The organism is Pseudomonas sp. BN505, assembly GCF_029873175.1.
Taxonomy (GTDB): Bacteria; Pseudomonadota; Gammaproteobacteria; order Pseudomonadales; family Pseudomonadaceae; genus Aquipseudomonas; species Aquipseudomonas putida.
In genome coordinates this window covers 25,415-40,573 of record NZ_SSOI01000063.1, presented here as the reverse complement: position 1 = coordinate 40,573, position 15,159 = coordinate 25,415, and the positions used below count along the sequence as shown (strand labels likewise).

Sequence of the window (15,159 nt, the reverse complement as noted above, 5' to 3'; positions counted from 1 at the left end):
GTAGGTACACCCGCCCCTTTCTCGGCAATACTGCAAGCACATCCCCCCGCCAGGAGCCGGCTGATGCGTATTCTGCTGATAGACGACCACGGCATCCTCAGGGCCGGGGTCAAGAGCCTTATCCAGGCCGTGCATCAGGACGCCCAGGTGCTGGAGGCTTCCTGCACCGCAGAAGCATTGGAACTGGTGCGTGGCCAGGCCTTCGACGTGATCTTCCTGGACTTGTGCATCCCCACCTCGGCCACCAGCAACGACCTTACGCCCGACAACGGCCTGAGCCTGCTGTCGCTGTTCAAGTCCGGCCGCGAGGCGCCAGCCGACCCCGACCCTGCCAGGTGCGTGACGGCGCCGGTGATCGTGATGTCGGCGGAGTCGGAGCGGCGTTTCGTCGACGAGGTGATGCGCCGCGGTGCTTCGTCCTTCGTGCCCAAGGCCAGTGCCCATGAAGTGATGCTGGAGGCCATCAAACGAGCGCTCAGCGGTGGGGTCTACCTACCCAGCGAGGCGATTGGCAAAGGCGGCCAGGCACCCTCCTCTGCCTTCCATCAGCAACCCGCAACACCGCTAGGCCCCAAGGACCTGGGCGTGACACCGCGCGAGTTCGACATTCTGCGCCTGGCGTTGCAAGGCAATGCGCCGTGGAAGATCGCGGCGATTCTGGAGATCAACCCGGTCAACGTGCGTCAGTACCTGAGCAAGCTTTACGGCAAGTTCGGGGTCATCGACCTGTATGGCCTGCAAGGCCTGTTCGCCAAGACCGGTCAGGTGCTGGGGGTGCTGTCTTCACCGGCCTCGCCAGCATTGGCCAGCCGACCGCGAGACAAGAGCTGCTGAACGGCAGCCATCAGGGTGGCTGCGCTTTCGCCCTTGCCGACGGCCCGTGACAGGCTGTCGTCATGCAGCGGTTGGCGCAACAGCTCGGCGGTGTAGAGGATCGCTGGCACGTGCGCCCAGTCGTAAAACGCCCGCACCTGCTCGATCAGCGCCACGCCGACCAGGCCGTCGCGCAGTTTGTAGTCGCAGATGAGCAGGTCCGGGTAGCGATCCGGCGCCCTCGCCAACGCTTCCTGCAAGGTATTTTGGTCCTCGGCCGTGGCGACGATGGCGCCCTGCAGGCTCAGCGACTTCGACAAACTGTCGAGGATGCGTTTATCGTCATCGACCAGCAGGACATAGGCCCCGGCGATGTCCAGGCACGTGTCATCGACCTGCGGCGCCGGCACACTGGCGCCCGTCGACGGTGCTCCCCCCTGGAACAAAGGGCAGTCGACCGAAAACCGGCTACCGTGCCCGGGGCGGCTGCTGAAACTCAGCCGATGGCCCGGCAAGCGATCAATGAAGTTTTTCACGATCGACAGCCCCAAACCTAAGCCGCGCCGGGTGTCATGGCTGGGGTTGTCGACCTGAAAGAACTCCTCGAAGACCTTGCTCTTGAACGCGTCGGGTATGCCGATACCCGTATCGACCACATCGACGCGCACGGTAGTCCTGCCCGCCACGCTGCCGACCACCACGCCGCCCCGCTCGGTGTACTTGACGGCATTCGAGATCAGGTTGCCCAGCACACGCTTGAAAATCGCCCGGTCTGAATCGAGCACGGCATCCTGCCGGCGCTGCTGCAACTTCAGGCGCAAGCCCTTGGCGTGCGCCAAGGGCTGGTGCAGCGATTCGAGTTCGGTCATCAACGCGTTCAGGGAGAACGGCTCGATGGCCGGTTGCGACTCGCCACTGGTAAACACTTCGCGCAGGCCGGTGAACAGGGCGCTGATTTCCCGCCCGGACACGTCGATATCGTGGAAGATTTCCTGCAGGCGTTCATGCTGGCCCTGCTCGACCAATCGCTCGCCAACGTACGCCAGGGAGGCAATAGAGGCCAAGGGTTGCATGGTGTCGTGGTAGGCCGCGCGGACGAAGCGGGTGCTGGCTTCGGCCTTTTCGCGGATTTCCACGGCTTTTTTCGCCTCTTGGTCGAACAAGGCCTTCAGCGCATCGTCCGCTTTCTGTTTCTCGCGGCGGACGCGGAAGTTGGCTTGCTCCAGGCTTTCGTTCTTTTTGTTCAACGCCAGGGATTTAAGATAGCCCTCCCGCGCAACTTTCTCGGCGCGCACACTGATGGTCCAGCCCACCAGTGCAAACGCCAGCAGGTAAAACATGGCGGGGAAAAAGTTGGTATCCAGAACACCCGTCGTTACTTCCTGCACACAGAGCAGCAGCACGCAATAGCCGGTACTGAACAACGAATAGCGCGCCAGCAGCGCCAAGGTGCCGTGCTGAAAGAAGATAACCAGGACAATGCCGACAAAGTAGTAATTGTAATTCAACGGCGCGGGGACAATTTGCATCATTGCCACCAGGCAGGTCTGGGCGAAGCACACCGCAATCACCACGGTTCTGTTCACCCACCATTCGTTGTCAAAACGCGAGATGAATGACACCCAGGTTGCTGCGGCTACTGCCACGGTGCCTGCCAGCCGCCACACCAGGATCCAGTAGAAGTCCAGGCGCGAAAGCGCCTGCTCATGGCGCACGTAGTGGTAATAATCCCAATAGCCAAAACCAGCCCATACGGCAATGGCCACAAACATGAACAAGCGTCGCCTGCGAAGGTTTTCTGCAGCCTGGGTATCGAGAAAACCCTGTTCGTCCTGCGCATTGGCGAAGGGTTTCGGCAGGCCGAAAAGTTCAACTGCGGCCTCTTTGATTTCATGCCATCTGGTCATGTTGGCCACTCACGCTGTTGATACTACAGCTGTTGCACCACAACTGTTGCACCACCCAAGTTGCACTACCGCCGTTGTATTTTCCGAACACTGCTTCGGTGAGAAGCTGAACCCATCGACACACTTCAACTTCGAAACAACGGGAGCAGGCATCATGAACACCAACGCTGAAAGTAAAGCACCTGCTGGCAAACCCGCCATCGAAGCCGGCATTCGCGCAACCTGGTGTGCTGCGCGCTGCCGCTGAAACGGTACTGGCATGGCCCACTGCGCCCAAGTGGCCAGACCGTTGCCCAAGCAAGCGGGCGATAACCCTACGCAGGCAAGCCTGCAAGGAAACCGAGGTGCATCATGAAACTGATAAAAACCATCGCGATTGGCAGTGTGCTGCTTGGCCTGGCCGGCGCCGTGCATGCTGAAGACGGCTCTCAGCGGGCTGAACAGTTCAAGCAGAACTTCCTGGCGGAGCAGGCACGCCTCTGGGGCAATGACACGGCCGAGCAGAAACAGCAGATCGCCCAGGTGCAAGCCAAACAACAGCAGCAAGAGGACCACGCACAAACGGCGGTAAGCAAGGACTTCTGATGGTAAAAACCAGGCACGAAAAAGCCAGGCTGATACCTGGCTTTTTCGTGCTAGCGCCAAGGCTTTGTTCGGGTTCAAGGCCTCTTCGCAGCACAAGGCTGCTCCTACAGGGCACCGGGTAGCGCCAGCACCGCCAGCAGTTTGTCTCTGGTTGGTTGAGTGCATGGCTGCATCGGCTCGCGCAGCTCGTCGCTCATCAACCCCTGCAACTGCAATACGGCCTTGACCACGGCAGGGTTGGGCTCGGCGAAAGCCATTTTGATCCAGGGCAGCAACTGGTAGAACGTGCCACGCGCAGCCGCCCAGTCACCGCTATCGACCTGCCGCAGCATGCGCATGTAAAGGTGTGCATGCACATGCGCCGAAGCCGAAATGGCCCCTGCACCGCCCAGGCACAGGTTGTTGAATATTTGCAGGTCTTCACCGGCCAGCACCTGGGCGTGGCCGTCCTGGATCAGGGCCATGGTGGTTTCGCTGTCGCCGCCGCAGTCCTTGACTGCCGCGATGCGTGGGTGGCGCACAATCCGGCGCAAGGTTTCGCGCTCGATGCGAACGCCGGTGCGGTAAGGGATGTCGTACACGATAAGCGGCACGCTGGCGGCATCGGCTACGGTATTGAAGAACGCTTCGATGCCAGCCTGCGAAGGGCGGATGTAGCAAGGTGCCGGCACCAGCAGCCCGCCAATGTCGCGCTGCTGGATTTCGGCCTGGAACGCCAACAGTTCGCGCAGATTGTAACCCGACAGGCCCATCACCACCTGGCCTGGCGCCACCCAGGCCAGCACCGCGTCCAGCACGGCCAGTTGCTCGGCCTTGGACAGTGCTGCCGCTTCGCCCGTGGTACCGCACACCACAAAACCGGCTACGCCGTCTTCAAGCAGCTTCTTCACCAGCTTTTCCAGTGCGGCGAAGTCCACTTCATTGGCGCGCATGGGTGTGACGAGGGCGATCCAGATACCACGGAAATTCGACATGCAAAAACTCCTGATGTTGACCGAAAGTCAGCGTCAGCGGGTGAAGAGTCGAAGTGGTCTGGCAGGGATACCTGGCGCCTTCTGTCTCGTCAGCCCACCTGACGAGACAGCGCGCCTCGGTCAGATGAGCGGCTGTTTCTTGGATTTCTTGGCAACGGCAACGCACGCGCCTGCCTGGGCAATGAAGCCCGAAGCGGAAATGGCGTGGTTGGATGTGGACATCATGAGAAAGCCCGTTGCGTAGGTATGGCTGGATAATGGTGGGGCGGCGGACCAGATGTCAACCTCGTGTTGCCCAGGTAGAGCATGCCGATGTGCGGTATGGTTACCTGTCAGGCAGATGCTGATTTACCGGAGACACGCATGCTTCGCATTTTTGAACGCTGGCTAGACCCCTTCCCCCCTGACGAAGTACCGCCGCCGCCAGTTGGCCTGTTGCGCTTCATGTGGGCCTGCACCCGGGGCGCTCGCGGTTACATTCTTGCCTTGGCACTGCTCAGTGCCGGGGTGTCGATTTACGAAGCCTGGCTGTTTGCGTTCCTCGGCCAGGTGGTCGACCTGCTCTCGGCCTGGCAGGCCGGTGGCGCCGCCGCCAGCACACAGGAAAGCCACGTACTGTGGGGGATAGGCATCGTCCTGGTTACCAGCATCGGGCTAGTGGCGCTGCGCACCCTGGTGCAGCATCAGGTGCTGGCAATCAATTTGCCGCTGCGCCTGCGCTGGGACTTCCATCGCCTGATGCTGCGCCAGAGCCTGTCGTTCTTCTCCGACGAGTTTTCTGGCCGTGTTACCACCAAGGTGATGCAGACAGCGCTGGCGGTGCGCGAGGTATTGTTCACGCTCATCGAGATCCTGCCCGGCATCGGCGTGTACTTCATTGCAATCATCGCCCTGGCCGGTGGCTTTGCCTTGAAACTGATGCTGCCGTTCATTGCCTGGCTCGTGCTGTTCGGGCTGGCCATGCTGTATTTCGTGCCCCGCCTGGGCAAGGTCGGGCAAGAACAGGCCAACGCACGGTCGTCGATGACCGGGCGGATTTCCGATGCCTACACCAACATCACCACGGTAAAGCTGTTCTCGCACTCCAAACGCGAAGCGCACTTTGCCCGCGCGGCCATGGAGGACTTCAAGCAAACCGGCTTTCGCCAGATGCGCCTGGTCAGCCAGTTCGAGATCGTCAACCAGGCACTGGTGGTGGGCTTGATCTTTGGTGCAGGCGGCTACGCGCTGTGGCTGTGGCACCAGGGCCAGGTCGGCACAGGGGCGGTCGCGGCCATTACCGCCATGGCCCTGCGTATCAACGGCATGTCGCACTGGATCATGTGGCAGATGACCTCGCTGTTCGAGAACATCGGCACCGTGCAAGACGGCATGGCCACCCTCACCCGCGGCCCCAAGGTACAGGATGCGCCGGGTGCCACCGAGCTGGTAACCGGCGGCGGCGCGGTGAGCTTCGACAAGGTCTGCTTCAACTACAACGGCGAGCGCCAGGTGCTCAACGACCTGAGCCTGCATATTCGCCCAGGCGAAAAGGTGGGGCTGGTCGGCCGCTCCGGCGCTGGCAAGTCCACCTTGATCAACCTGTTGCTGCGCTTCTACGACGTGGACAGTGGCGAAATCCGAATCGATGGGCAGAACGTCGCCAAGGTGACGCAAGACAGCCTGCGCAGCGCCATCGGCATGGTCACCCAGGACACCTCGCTGTTGCACCGCTCGATCCGTGACAACATCGCCTATGGGCGCCCGGACGCAACCGACGCGCAAATCCGCGCCGCTGCAGCCAATGCCCAGGCCGATGGTTTCATCAGCCAGCTCAGCGACCGCCAGGGCCACAACGGTTACGACACCTTGGTGGGCGAGCGCGGTATCAAGCTATCTGGGGGCCAGCGCCAGCGCATCGCCATTGCCCGGGTCATGCTCAAGAACGCACCGATCCTGCTGCTGGACGAAGCCACCAGTGCGCTGGACTCGGAAGTGGAAGTGGCGATTCAGGAAAGCCTGGACGAAATGATGCAGGGCAAGACCGTCATCGCCATCGCCCACCGGTTGTCAACGATTGCCGCCATGGACCGGCTGATCGTGATGGATGAAGGGCGCATCATCGAGCAAGGTACCCACGCCGAGCTGTTGGCGAAGAACGGTACTTATGCCCGACTGTGGCAGCACCAGAGCGGTGGATTCCTGGGTGAAGACCAGGGCGTGGCCGAGGCGGTTGAATAGGCTCACCTGAAGCTGGCAACGCGATGGATGGCACCGGCTGCGCCGGTGTTCGCGGGCATGCCCGCTCCCCAATGGTCGCGCCAGCTTTTAGATGTTGTGCAAGGCAGTTGCCCCCACTGAGATCGCGCCTACCTGAATCTGGTACTTCAACCAAACACATGCGAGGGCCGGCGCAGCACCGGGTCGAAGGGGTTGATCCGTTCGCCAATCGCCGTCGCCTCGCGCTTGAGCAATGCCACCACGGTGGGCATGCGATTGGGCCCCAGGCGGTCGCTGATGGTCGCCACGCTCAACGCTGCCACCGCATGGCCGTTCCGGTCCAGAATCGGCACTGCCAGGCCGGCCATGCCGTCGAGCACTCCGGTGTTGCGCCCGGCGTAGCCGAGGCTGCGCACGTTGTCGATTTCGGCACGCAGCAACACTTCGTCGTAATGGTGAAAGTCCTTCAACCGCGGCAGGTTGTAGCGGATCACCTCGTCCCGCTCCTCCTCAGGCAGGAAGGCCAGGATCGCCAGGCTGCCCTGCCCCACGCCCAACGCCACGCGGCCGCCGATGTCCCCGGTAAAGGTACGGATCGGGTACGGCCCTTCGCTGCGGTCCAGGCACACGGCATCGAACCCCGAACGCGCCAGCAGAAATAGCGAATCGCCCAGCGAAGCCGACAACCGCAGCAGGCTGGGGCGCACCACATCGCGCAGGTTGCCCGCCTGCCCGGCCTTGGCCGCCAGGGCAAAGAAATCCAGGCTCAGCCGATAACGCTTGCTGGTGGCGCACTGGTCGACCATGCCCTCCTCGATCAGGCTACGCAACAGCCGATGGGTGGTGGGCTGCGCCAGGCCAACCCGCAGCGCCAGCTGGCTGACCTTCTCGCCCTCCCCCCCGCAATCACCTAGCGCGCGCAGCACGGCGAACAAACGCGACACTGCACTTACGCCAACTTCCTTGGCGTGTTCATTTCGTTTACCGGAATCCATTTTTCGTTAAACCCATAAAAATTTCATTGAGTGGAATAATTTCAAAATAGCTGTCACTCAGTGAAATTACTCTTTGTCGCCATCCTAATCATTGCCCTACTCTCCGGTCCATAGGGCGATATCACAACATCGGCCGCCGCCATAGAAGCGAGCGCCAACGTCCGTAAAAGCATTGCTTTTCGCCGCTGGCGCTCTGCCCACCCTGAAACTGCCGGGTTACCCCGGTTCCGTTTGCGATGGAGCACAGCCATGACCTTTCTGTTGATCGACAAGCTTTGCAAGCGCTATGGCGCTACGGAGGCAGTGGCCAGTTCGTCACTGGCCATCGAAAAAGGCGAGTTTGTCTCCCTGCTCGGCCCTTCTGGCTGCGGCAAGACCACCACCCTGCAGATGATTGCTGGCTTCGTCGAGGTCACCAGTGGCCGCATCGTCCTCGACGGCCGCGACATCACCCACGCCAAGCCGGCCAGCCGGGGCCTGGGTGTGGTGTTCCAGAGCTACGCGCTGTTCCCGCACATGACCGTGCGCGACAACGTTGCCTTCGGCCTGCGCATGCGCAAGGTGGCCAACGCCGAGATCGCTCGGCGCGTCGACCAGGCGTTGGCGTTGGTACGCCTGGACAAGCACGCCGAACGCTACCCGCGTGAACTGTCCGGCGGCCAACGCCAGCGTGTAGCCCTGGCCCGCGCACTGGTGATCGAACCGCCGGTGCTGCTGCTGGACGAGCCGCTATCAAACCTGGACGCGCACCTGCGCGAAGAGATGCAGTTCGAGATCTGCCGTATCCAGAACGAAGTAGGCATCACCACCCTGATGGTCACCCACGACCAGGCCGAAGCCCTGTCGATCAGCGACCGGGTGGTGGTGATGGAAGCCGGGCGCATCACCCAGATCGATGACCCCTACCGTCTCTACGAGCACCCGGGCACGCCGTTCATTTCCGACTTTGTCGGCAAGGCAAACCGCCTGCATGGCGTCACAGGCCCCGGCGGGTTACCGCAGGCAGCCGCCCAGGGCCCGCTGACCCTCAGCCTGCGCCCGGAAAAGATCAGCCTGGGTGCAGCCGGCAGCGGCAAGCTGGCAGGCCGCGTCAGCTGCCGTTACTTCCTTGGCAGCCAGTGGCTGTACCGCGTCGATACCGCCTTGGGCAACCTGGCGGTGGTCCGCGCCAACGATGGCAGCACGCCGCTGGACGAAGGTACCCAGGTCGGCCTGGACTGGAACGATGCCCTGCTGCGGGTGCTGAACACAGCCGAGGTGGCCGCATGAGTACGGCAAAACTGCGCAGCAACAGCTGGGGCTACGGCCTTAGCAGCCCGGCCCTGCTGTTGTTCCTGGCGTTGCTGGTGATGCCGCTGGGGCTGACTGTGCTGTTGTCGTTCAACGCGTTCGACTACACCAGTGGTATCCAGGCCGGCCAGTACACCTTCAGCCATTACCTGAGCCTGGTGACCGACACCTATTACTACGAAATCTTTTTTCGCACCTTCTGGATCAGTGCCCTGGTCACCTTGTTGTGTGTGCTGATCGGCATCCCCGAAGCCATGGTCCTCAGCCGCATGGGCGCGCCGTGGCGCTCGATCTTCCTGATCCTGGTGCTGACCCCGCTGCTGATTTCGGTGGTGGTGCGCGCCTTCGGCTGGAGCCTGCTGCTGGGCTCTGACGGCCTGATCAACCAAGGCATCAGCGCCCTCGGCGGGCAGCCGGTGAAGCTGCTGTACACCCCGTTTGCGGTGATCATCGGCCTGGTCCACGTGATGCTGCCGTTCATGATCATCCCGGTGTGGACCTCGCTGCAAAAGCTCGACCCGGCCGCCGAGCAGGCCGCGCTGTCGCTGGGCGCCAGCCAGTGGACAGTATTCCGCCGGATCGTGCTGCCACAGATCATGCCCGGTGTGCTGTCGGGCACGCTGATCGTGTTCGGCCTGGCCGCCAGCTCGTTCGCCATCCCGGGCCTTCTGGGCGGGCGGCGGCTGAAGATGGTCGCCACCATGATCTACGACCAGTACCTGGCCGAACTGAACTGGCCCATGGGCGCCACCATCGCCGTCGCCCTGCTGCTGATCAACCTGCTGGTGATGCTCAGCTGGAACCGGCTGGTCGAACGCCGCTACAAACGTGCACTTGGAGTGTGAACCGATGACCCGTAACGGCCCGCTGGCCCTGTCCTTTCATGCCCTGGTGATGCTGTTCATGCTCGCCCCGCTGGGGGTGGTGTGCCTGGTGGCATTCACCCCGGAAAACACCCTGAGCCTGCCCACTGCCGGCTTCTCGCTGCGCTGGTTCAGCGCTGTGTTCGAGCGTGCCGACTTCCTCGACGCGTTTTACAACAGCCTGAAACTCGCCGCCCTGGCGGCCTCGCTGGCCACCCTGATCGCCGTGCCGGCGGGCTTGGCGCTGACCCGCTACAGCTTCCCTGGCCAGGGCTTTGTCAACGGCCTGCTGCTGTCGCCGATAATCATCCCGCACCTGGTGCTGGGTGTGGCCTTGCTGAGGTTGTTCGCCCTGCTTGGGGTCAATGGCAGCTTCACCTGGCTGGTGTTCGCCCACGTGGTGGTCATTACTCCTTACGTGCTGCGCCTGGTACTGGCTGCCGCCATCGGCATCGACCGCAGCGCCGAACAGGCCGCGCAAAGCCTGGGAGCCGGGCGCATCACGCTGTTCTGCAAGGTCACCCTGCCAATGATTCTGCCCGGCGTGGCCGGTGGCTGGCTGCTGGCGTTCATCAACAGCTTCGACGAAGTGACCCTGTCGATCTTCGTCACCTCGCCTGCCACCCAGACCCTGCCGGTGCGCATGTACGTATACGCCACCGAGTCCATCGACCCGATGATGGCCGCCGTCTCGGCGCTGGTGATTGCCGTCACCGCCCTGACCATGATCGCCCTGGACCGCGTGTATGGCCTGGACCGCGTGCTGGTGGGCAAGCAATGACAAGGAATGCCCCTATGCCGCTGTTCAAGCGCGTGGCCGAACACGACCGCGAACCGTTGCCCTTCCTGCTCGACGGCCAACCGGCTCAAGGCATGAACGGCGATACCCTGCTGACCGCCATCCTGACCAACGCCACCCACTTGCGTGGCAGCGACTTCAGCGCCGAACCGCGCGCCGGTTTCTGCCTGATGGGCGCCTGCCAGGACTGCTGGGTACGCCTGCAGGACGGCCGCCGGGTGCGCGCTTGCTCGACCTTTCTGGAACCGGGCCAGTGTGTCACCCGCGAACCGGGGCGCCAGCCATGAGCGCAACCGTCATCATTGGTGCCGGCCCCGCCGGCATTCGCGCCGCGCAAACCCTCGTGGCCCATGGCGTGCGCCCAGTGCTGCTGGACGAAGCCAGCCGTGGCGGCGGGCAGATCTACCGCCAGCAGCCGGCCAACTTTCGCCGCTCGGCCAAAGCGTTGTACGGCTTCGAGGCGGACAAGGCCCGGGCCCTGCACAACACCCTTGAACAACTGCGCGAGCAGATCGACTACCGCCCGGAAACCTTGGTGTGGAATGCCGAGCAGCAGGTGCTGGACACCTTGCAGCAGGGCCGGTTGGCCGATCGCCTGGCATTCGATCGGGTGATCGTCGCCACTGGCGCTACCGACCGCGTGTTGCCGATCCCCGGCTGGACCTTGCCCGGGGTGTATACCTTGGGCGCCGCGCAGATCGCGCTGAAGTTTCAGGGCTGCGCCATCGGCGAGCGGGTGGTGCTGGCTGGCAGCGGGCCGCTGTTGTACCTGGTGGCCTACCAGTACGCCAAGGCCGGCGCCACTGTCAGCGCAGTGCTCGACACCTCGCCGTTCAGCGCCCAGGTACGCGCCCTGCCGCGCCTGTTGCTGCAGCCGGGCACCTTTGCCAAGGGCCTGTACTACCGCGCCTGGCTCACCCGCAAAGGCGTGCCGGTGCATCAGGGGGTGACGCTGCTGGGCATCGAAGGCGAGCTACGCGCCAGCGCCGTACGCTGGTCGCGCAATGGCCAGCAACACAGCTTGGCGTGCGACGCCGTGGCATTCGCCCACGCCCTGCGCAGCGAAACCCAGCTGGCGGACCTGCTGGGCTGCCAGTTTACCTGGAACAGCCTCAACCGCGCCTGGCTACCGGTACGTGACGCCCAAGGCCGCGCCAGCAGCCCCGGTGTGTACCTGGCTGGCGACGGCGCCGGCATCCTCGGTGCCGACGGCGCCGAAATGACCGGTGAACTGGCCGCCCTGACGCTGCTGGCCGACCTCGGCAAACCTGGCAACCCGCAACGCCAGCAACAGCTGGAAAAACGCCTGGCTACCCTGCAGCGCTTTCGCCAGGGCCTGGAACAGGCCTTTCCGTTCCCCGAGCAGTGGGCGCGGCAGGCCCCGGACCCGTTGACCGTGTGCCGCTGTGAACAGGTCAGCGCTGGCGAAATCCGCGCCACCGTGCGCGCCGGGCACTGGGAAATCAACCGGGTCAAAGCCATGTGCCGGGTCGGCATGGGCCGTTGTCAGGGCCGTGTGTGCGGGGCCGCCGCCGCCGAACTGATTGCCTGCGAAAGCGGTCGGCCCATTGACCAGGTCGGGCGCCTGCGTGGCCAGGCACCGGTCAAGCCCCTGCCCTTCGGCCTGGAGATCAAACCATGAAGCGGATCGAGGTGGACGCCATTGTCGTCGGCGGTGGCATCGTCGGCAGCAGCGCTGCATTGACCCTGGCCCGCGGTGGCAAACAGGTGGCGCTGCTTGAACGTGACTTCTGTGGCTCGCACTCTAGCGGGGTGAACTATGGCGGGGTCCGTCGCCAAGGCCGCTCGCTGGCCCAGCTGCCATTGTCGATGCGTGCCCATGCCATCTGGGGGCAGTTGCGCGAGTGGATCGGCATCGACGGCGAGTACACCCGCAGCGGCCACCTGAAGCTGGCACGCAGCCAAACCGACTTCGACGCCTTGAAGGCCTATGCCCGTCGGACCCAGGCCTTTGACCTGCGCCTGCAACTGCTGGAGCACCGCGAACTGCGCCAGCGCTTCCCTTGGGTGGGCGATATCGCCGTCGGCGCGTCATATTGCCCCGAGGACGGCCATGCCAACCCGCGCCTGGTGTCACCCGCCTTCGCCCAGGCGGCCCGGCACAGCGGCGCCCAGTTGCACGAACAATGCAAAGTGCTGGAGGTAGACCACGACGGCCAGCGCTTCACCGTGCGCACCAGCACAGGCCAGTGCTTCAGGGCACCCTGGTTGCTGAACTGCGCCGGTGCCTGGTCGGCGCAACTGGCCGAGTACTTCGGCGAAGCGGTGCCGCTGACGGCGGCCCACCCGGCCATGCTGGTCACCGAACCACTGCCGCTATTCATGACCGCCAGCACCGGGGTCGAAGGCGGCGGTATCTACGCCCGCCAGGTGGCCCGCGGCAACTGCGTGCTGGGCGGTGGGCGCGGCTTTGCCCTGACCCCGACCACCGCCCGCCCGGGGCAAGCCGCAGTGCTCGACATCCTGCGTAATGCCACCGAGCTGTACCCGGCATTGGCCGGCGCCCAGGCGATTCGCACCTGGAGCGGCACCGAAGGCTACCTGCCCGATGACGAACCCGTGATCGGCCCCAGCCTGCGCCGACCCGGCCTGCTGCATGGCTTCGGCTTTGCCGGCGCCGGTTTTCAGATTGGCCCGGCTGCCGGGGAAGCCCTGGCGCAATGCGTCCTTATTGGCGCGCCGGCCATCAGCCTGGCGGCCTTCTCCATCAACCGTTTTCAGCCCAGCCACCACTACAAGGAAAACCTGTCATGACGCACAAGCAACGTTTGCTCGCGCTGTTCTGCACCGTACCTGGCCTGTTCGCCTGCCTGCCCGCCATGGCGCAACCCACGCTGTACCTGGGCATGAATGGCGGCACCATGGAGCGGCTGTTCAGCGACAACATCCTGCCCCCGTTCGAGAAGGCCAACGGGGTGAAAGTGGTGATCGTCCCCGGCACTTCGGCCGACATCCTGGCCAAGGTCCAGGCCACGCCGAACAAGCCGTCGATCCACGTGATGGTGCTGGATGACGGCATCATGTACCGCGCCATCGGCATGGGCCTGTGCAGCACGCTCAAGCCCAACCCGACGCTGGCCCAGCTGCCGGAAAAGGCCCTGATCAAGGACAAGGCCGCCGCCGTCAGCCTGGGGGTGACCGGGCTTGCCTACAACAGCCGCCTGTTCAAGGAAAAAGGCTGGGCAACACCCACCTCCTGGAACGACCTGGCCGACCCGCGCTTCAAGGACAAAGTGGTGTTCCAGTCGATGGCGTCATCCACCTTCGGCTTGCACGGTTTCCTGATGTACAACCGCCTGCACGGTGGCAGCGATACCGACGTCAACCCGGGCTTCACGGCCTGGAAGAAGAACGTTGGCCCGAACGTGCTGGAGTACATCCCAAACTCGGCCAAGCTTTCGGAAATGGTGCAAACCGATGAGGCCGCGTTGTTCCCGCTCACCCCTACCCAGGTGACGGCCCTGAAGCTCAAGGGCATCCCGGTGGAATACGCCGCGCCCAAGGAAGGCGCCGTGGTGCTCAACCAGGCCGAATGCGTCACCGCCAACAACGACCAGCCGGAGCTGGCGCAAAAGCTTGCCCAGTTCCTGCTCAGCCCTGAGGCGCAAGCACCGGCACTGGAGCTGGGTGACCAGATCCCGTCCAACCCCAATACCCCGACCAGCGACAAGACCCGTGGCCAGGTCGAGGCCATGCAGACCTACCTGCAAACTGCCGTGACCATCGACTGGGACCAGGTCAACACCCAGCGCCCGGAATGGAACGCCCGCTGGAATCGCCAGATCGAGCGATAGGCCGAGGCCCCCTGGCTCGCTGCCGGCGCCCCAGGTGCCGGCCAGCGGGCACCGCCACCCCGCCTGCATGGCGCCTCAATCCAGCACTGGCCGCAACAGCGCCTGCGCCTCGTACAGGGGCGGCAAATAACGCATGCGGATTTCATCAACACTCAACCGCGAGGCATGAGTCGTGATGGTCAGCGTCGCTTTCAACTGCCCGGCACGGTCCAGCAACGGTACACCCAGCACCCGCATACCGATTTCATATTCCTGATCAACAATACAGAAGCCCTGCCCCTTCACCCGGTGCAATTCCGCCTCCAGCTGTGCCCGGTCTGTGAGCGTGTAGGGCGTCAACACCCGCAACGGGTTGCGTGCAAAGTACTCACCTCGCTCCCCCTCACCCAGCCAGGCCAGCCAGATCCGCCCGCCGGCCGTGCAATACATTGGCACCCGCGAACCGGGCCTGATCGACAACGACGCCACATGGCTATACCGGCTGCGCACCAGGTGGATGATCTCGTCACCATCGCGGGTACCCACCGACACATGCTCCTGGGTCTGGCGCGCCACCTGCTCGACAATCGGCCGCAGCATGCGCGGCAGTTGCGCAGAGTCCACGTACGCCTGGCCAATACGTAAAGCCTTGGGCGTCAGCCAGTACTCGCGGCTGTCAGTTTCGGCAAAGCCCTCGTGCACCAAAGTCAGCAAAAAACGCCGTGCGGCACTCGGCGTAAGGCCAGACAACCTGGCCGTCTGCGGCACGCTCAGGCGCGGTTGCTCAGCGCTGAACAATTGCATCAGGGCCAGGCCTTTCTGCAAGCCGGCGATCAAGTCGCGGGGGTGGATGGCGGGCGTGTTCATCTTTACGACTCGCAAGTGAAAAAAACAGCCGATTACTGCGATAACCGGATCATGATTGCGATTATCGCATCAA

At 63.5% G+C, this 15,159-nt stretch carries 15 protein-coding genes; 11 read left to right on the top strand and 4 right to left on the bottom strand.

Features of this window, described 5'->3' with window-relative positions:
* The first annotated feature begins 63 nt into the window (after positions 1–63).
* Entirely contained in the window at positions 64–834 is a 771-nt protein-coding gene (locus E8E78_RS19730; protein WP_016500269.1) for a response regulator transcription factor, read from the top strand.
* On the opposite strand, the gene E8E78_RS19725 is transcribed toward E8E78_RS19730, so the two are convergent.
* Complete coding sequence (locus E8E78_RS19725) at positions 762–2,720, bottom strand: hybrid sensor histidine kinase/response regulator (protein ID WP_049277307.1); 1,959 nt, start codon at positions 2,718–2,720, stop codon at positions 762–764. The genes E8E78_RS19730 and E8E78_RS19725 overlap by 73 nt on opposite strands.
* A 351-nt stretch (positions 2,721–3,071) precedes the next feature.
* Between E8E78_RS19725 and E8E78_RS19720 the strand changes: the two genes are divergently transcribed.
* The gene (locus E8E78_RS19720; RefSeq protein ID WP_049277306.1) at positions 3,072–3,305 is read left to right on the top strand and encodes a hypothetical protein; all 234 of its coding nucleotides are present in this window, start codon (positions 3,072–3,074) and stop codon (positions 3,303–3,305) included.
* Positions 3,306–3,409: 104 nt separating this feature from the next.
* Here the strand turns inward: E8E78_RS19720 and dapA are convergent, their stop codons facing one another.
* Entirely contained in the window at positions 3,410–4,279 is an 870-nt protein-coding gene (dapA, locus tag E8E78_RS19715) for a 4-hydroxy-tetrahydrodipicolinate synthase (RefSeq protein ID WP_049277304.1), read from the bottom strand.
* Here dapA and E8E78_RS19710 point away from each other — a divergent pair.
* Both E8E78_RS19710 and E8E78_RS19705 read left to right on the top strand, forming a co-directional pair.
* The gene (locus E8E78_RS19710) at positions 4,278–4,523 is read left to right on the top strand and encodes a hypothetical protein (RefSeq protein ID WP_162465295.1); all 246 of its coding nucleotides are present in this window, start codon (positions 4,278–4,280) and stop codon (positions 4,521–4,523) included. The genes dapA and E8E78_RS19710 overlap by 2 nt on opposite strands.
* Positions 4,524–4,642: 119 nt before the next feature.
* Positions 4,643–6,499 (top strand): ABC transporter ATP-binding protein, encoded by a 1,857-nt coding sequence (locus tag E8E78_RS19705; protein WP_049277302.1) that lies wholly within the window; start codon positions 4,643–4,645, stop codon positions 6,497–6,499.
* A gap of 146 nt (positions 6,500–6,645) precedes the next feature.
* On the opposite strand, the gene E8E78_RS19700 is transcribed toward E8E78_RS19705, so the two are convergent.
* Positions 6,646–7,473 (bottom strand): IclR family transcriptional regulator, encoded by an 828-nt coding sequence (locus E8E78_RS19700; RefSeq protein WP_049275574.1) that lies wholly within the window; start codon positions 7,471–7,473, stop codon positions 6,646–6,648.
* 249 nt (positions 7,474–7,722) lie between these two features.
* On the opposite strand from E8E78_RS19700, the gene E8E78_RS19695 reads away from it, so the two are divergent.
* From E8E78_RS19695 to E8E78_RS19665, 7 genes are read left to right on the top strand one after another with little or no spacing between them, the layout of a single operon-like run.
* Positions 7,723–8,742, top strand: a complete 1,020-nt coding sequence (locus E8E78_RS19695) for an ABC transporter ATP-binding protein (protein WP_049275573.1) — start codon at positions 7,723–7,725, stop codon at positions 8,740–8,742.
* Positions 8,739–9,608 carry an ABC transporter permease gene (locus tag E8E78_RS19690; RefSeq protein ID WP_049275572.1) on the top strand — a complete coding sequence of 290 codons (870 nt, stop codon included), beginning with the start codon at positions 8,739–8,741 and terminating at the stop codon, positions 9,606–9,608. Before E8E78_RS19695 ends, E8E78_RS19690 begins: the two co-directional genes overlap by 4 nt.
* Before the next feature lie 4 nt (positions 9,609–9,612).
* Entirely contained in the window at positions 9,613–10,407 is a 795-nt protein-coding gene (locus E8E78_RS19685; RefSeq protein WP_016500286.1) for an ABC transporter permease, read from the top strand.
* A 14-nt stretch (positions 10,408–10,421) separates the two neighbouring features.
* Complete coding sequence (locus tag E8E78_RS19680; protein ID WP_043201539.1) at positions 10,422–10,712, top strand: (2Fe-2S)-binding protein; 291 nt, start codon at positions 10,422–10,424, stop codon at positions 10,710–10,712.
* Positions 10,709–12,067 carry an FAD/NAD(P)-binding oxidoreductase gene (locus E8E78_RS19675; RefSeq protein ID WP_049275571.1) on the top strand — a complete coding sequence of 453 codons (1,359 nt, stop codon included), beginning with the start codon at positions 10,709–10,711 and terminating at the stop codon, positions 12,065–12,067. The genes E8E78_RS19680 and E8E78_RS19675 overlap by 4 nt, the downstream gene beginning before the upstream one ends.
* Positions 12,064–13,200, top strand: a complete 1,137-nt coding sequence (locus tag E8E78_RS19670; RefSeq protein WP_049275570.1) for an FAD-dependent oxidoreductase — start codon at positions 12,064–12,066, stop codon at positions 13,198–13,200. The genes E8E78_RS19675 and E8E78_RS19670 overlap by 4 nt, the downstream gene beginning before the upstream one ends.
* Positions 13,197–14,240: an ABC transporter substrate-binding protein gene (locus E8E78_RS19665; protein WP_016500291.1), complete on the top strand. Its 1,044-nt coding sequence runs from the start codon at positions 13,197–13,199 to the stop codon at positions 14,238–14,240. Before E8E78_RS19670 ends, E8E78_RS19665 begins: the two co-directional genes overlap by 4 nt.
* Positions 14,241–14,315: 75 nt before the next feature.
* Here the strand turns inward: E8E78_RS19665 and E8E78_RS19660 are convergent, their stop codons facing one another.
* The gene (locus E8E78_RS19660) at positions 14,316–15,086 is read right to left on the bottom strand and encodes an IclR family transcriptional regulator C-terminal domain-containing protein (protein ID WP_049275569.1); all 771 of its coding nucleotides are present in this window, start codon (positions 15,084–15,086) and stop codon (positions 14,316–14,318) included.
* Positions 15,087–15,159: the final 73 nt, after the last annotated feature.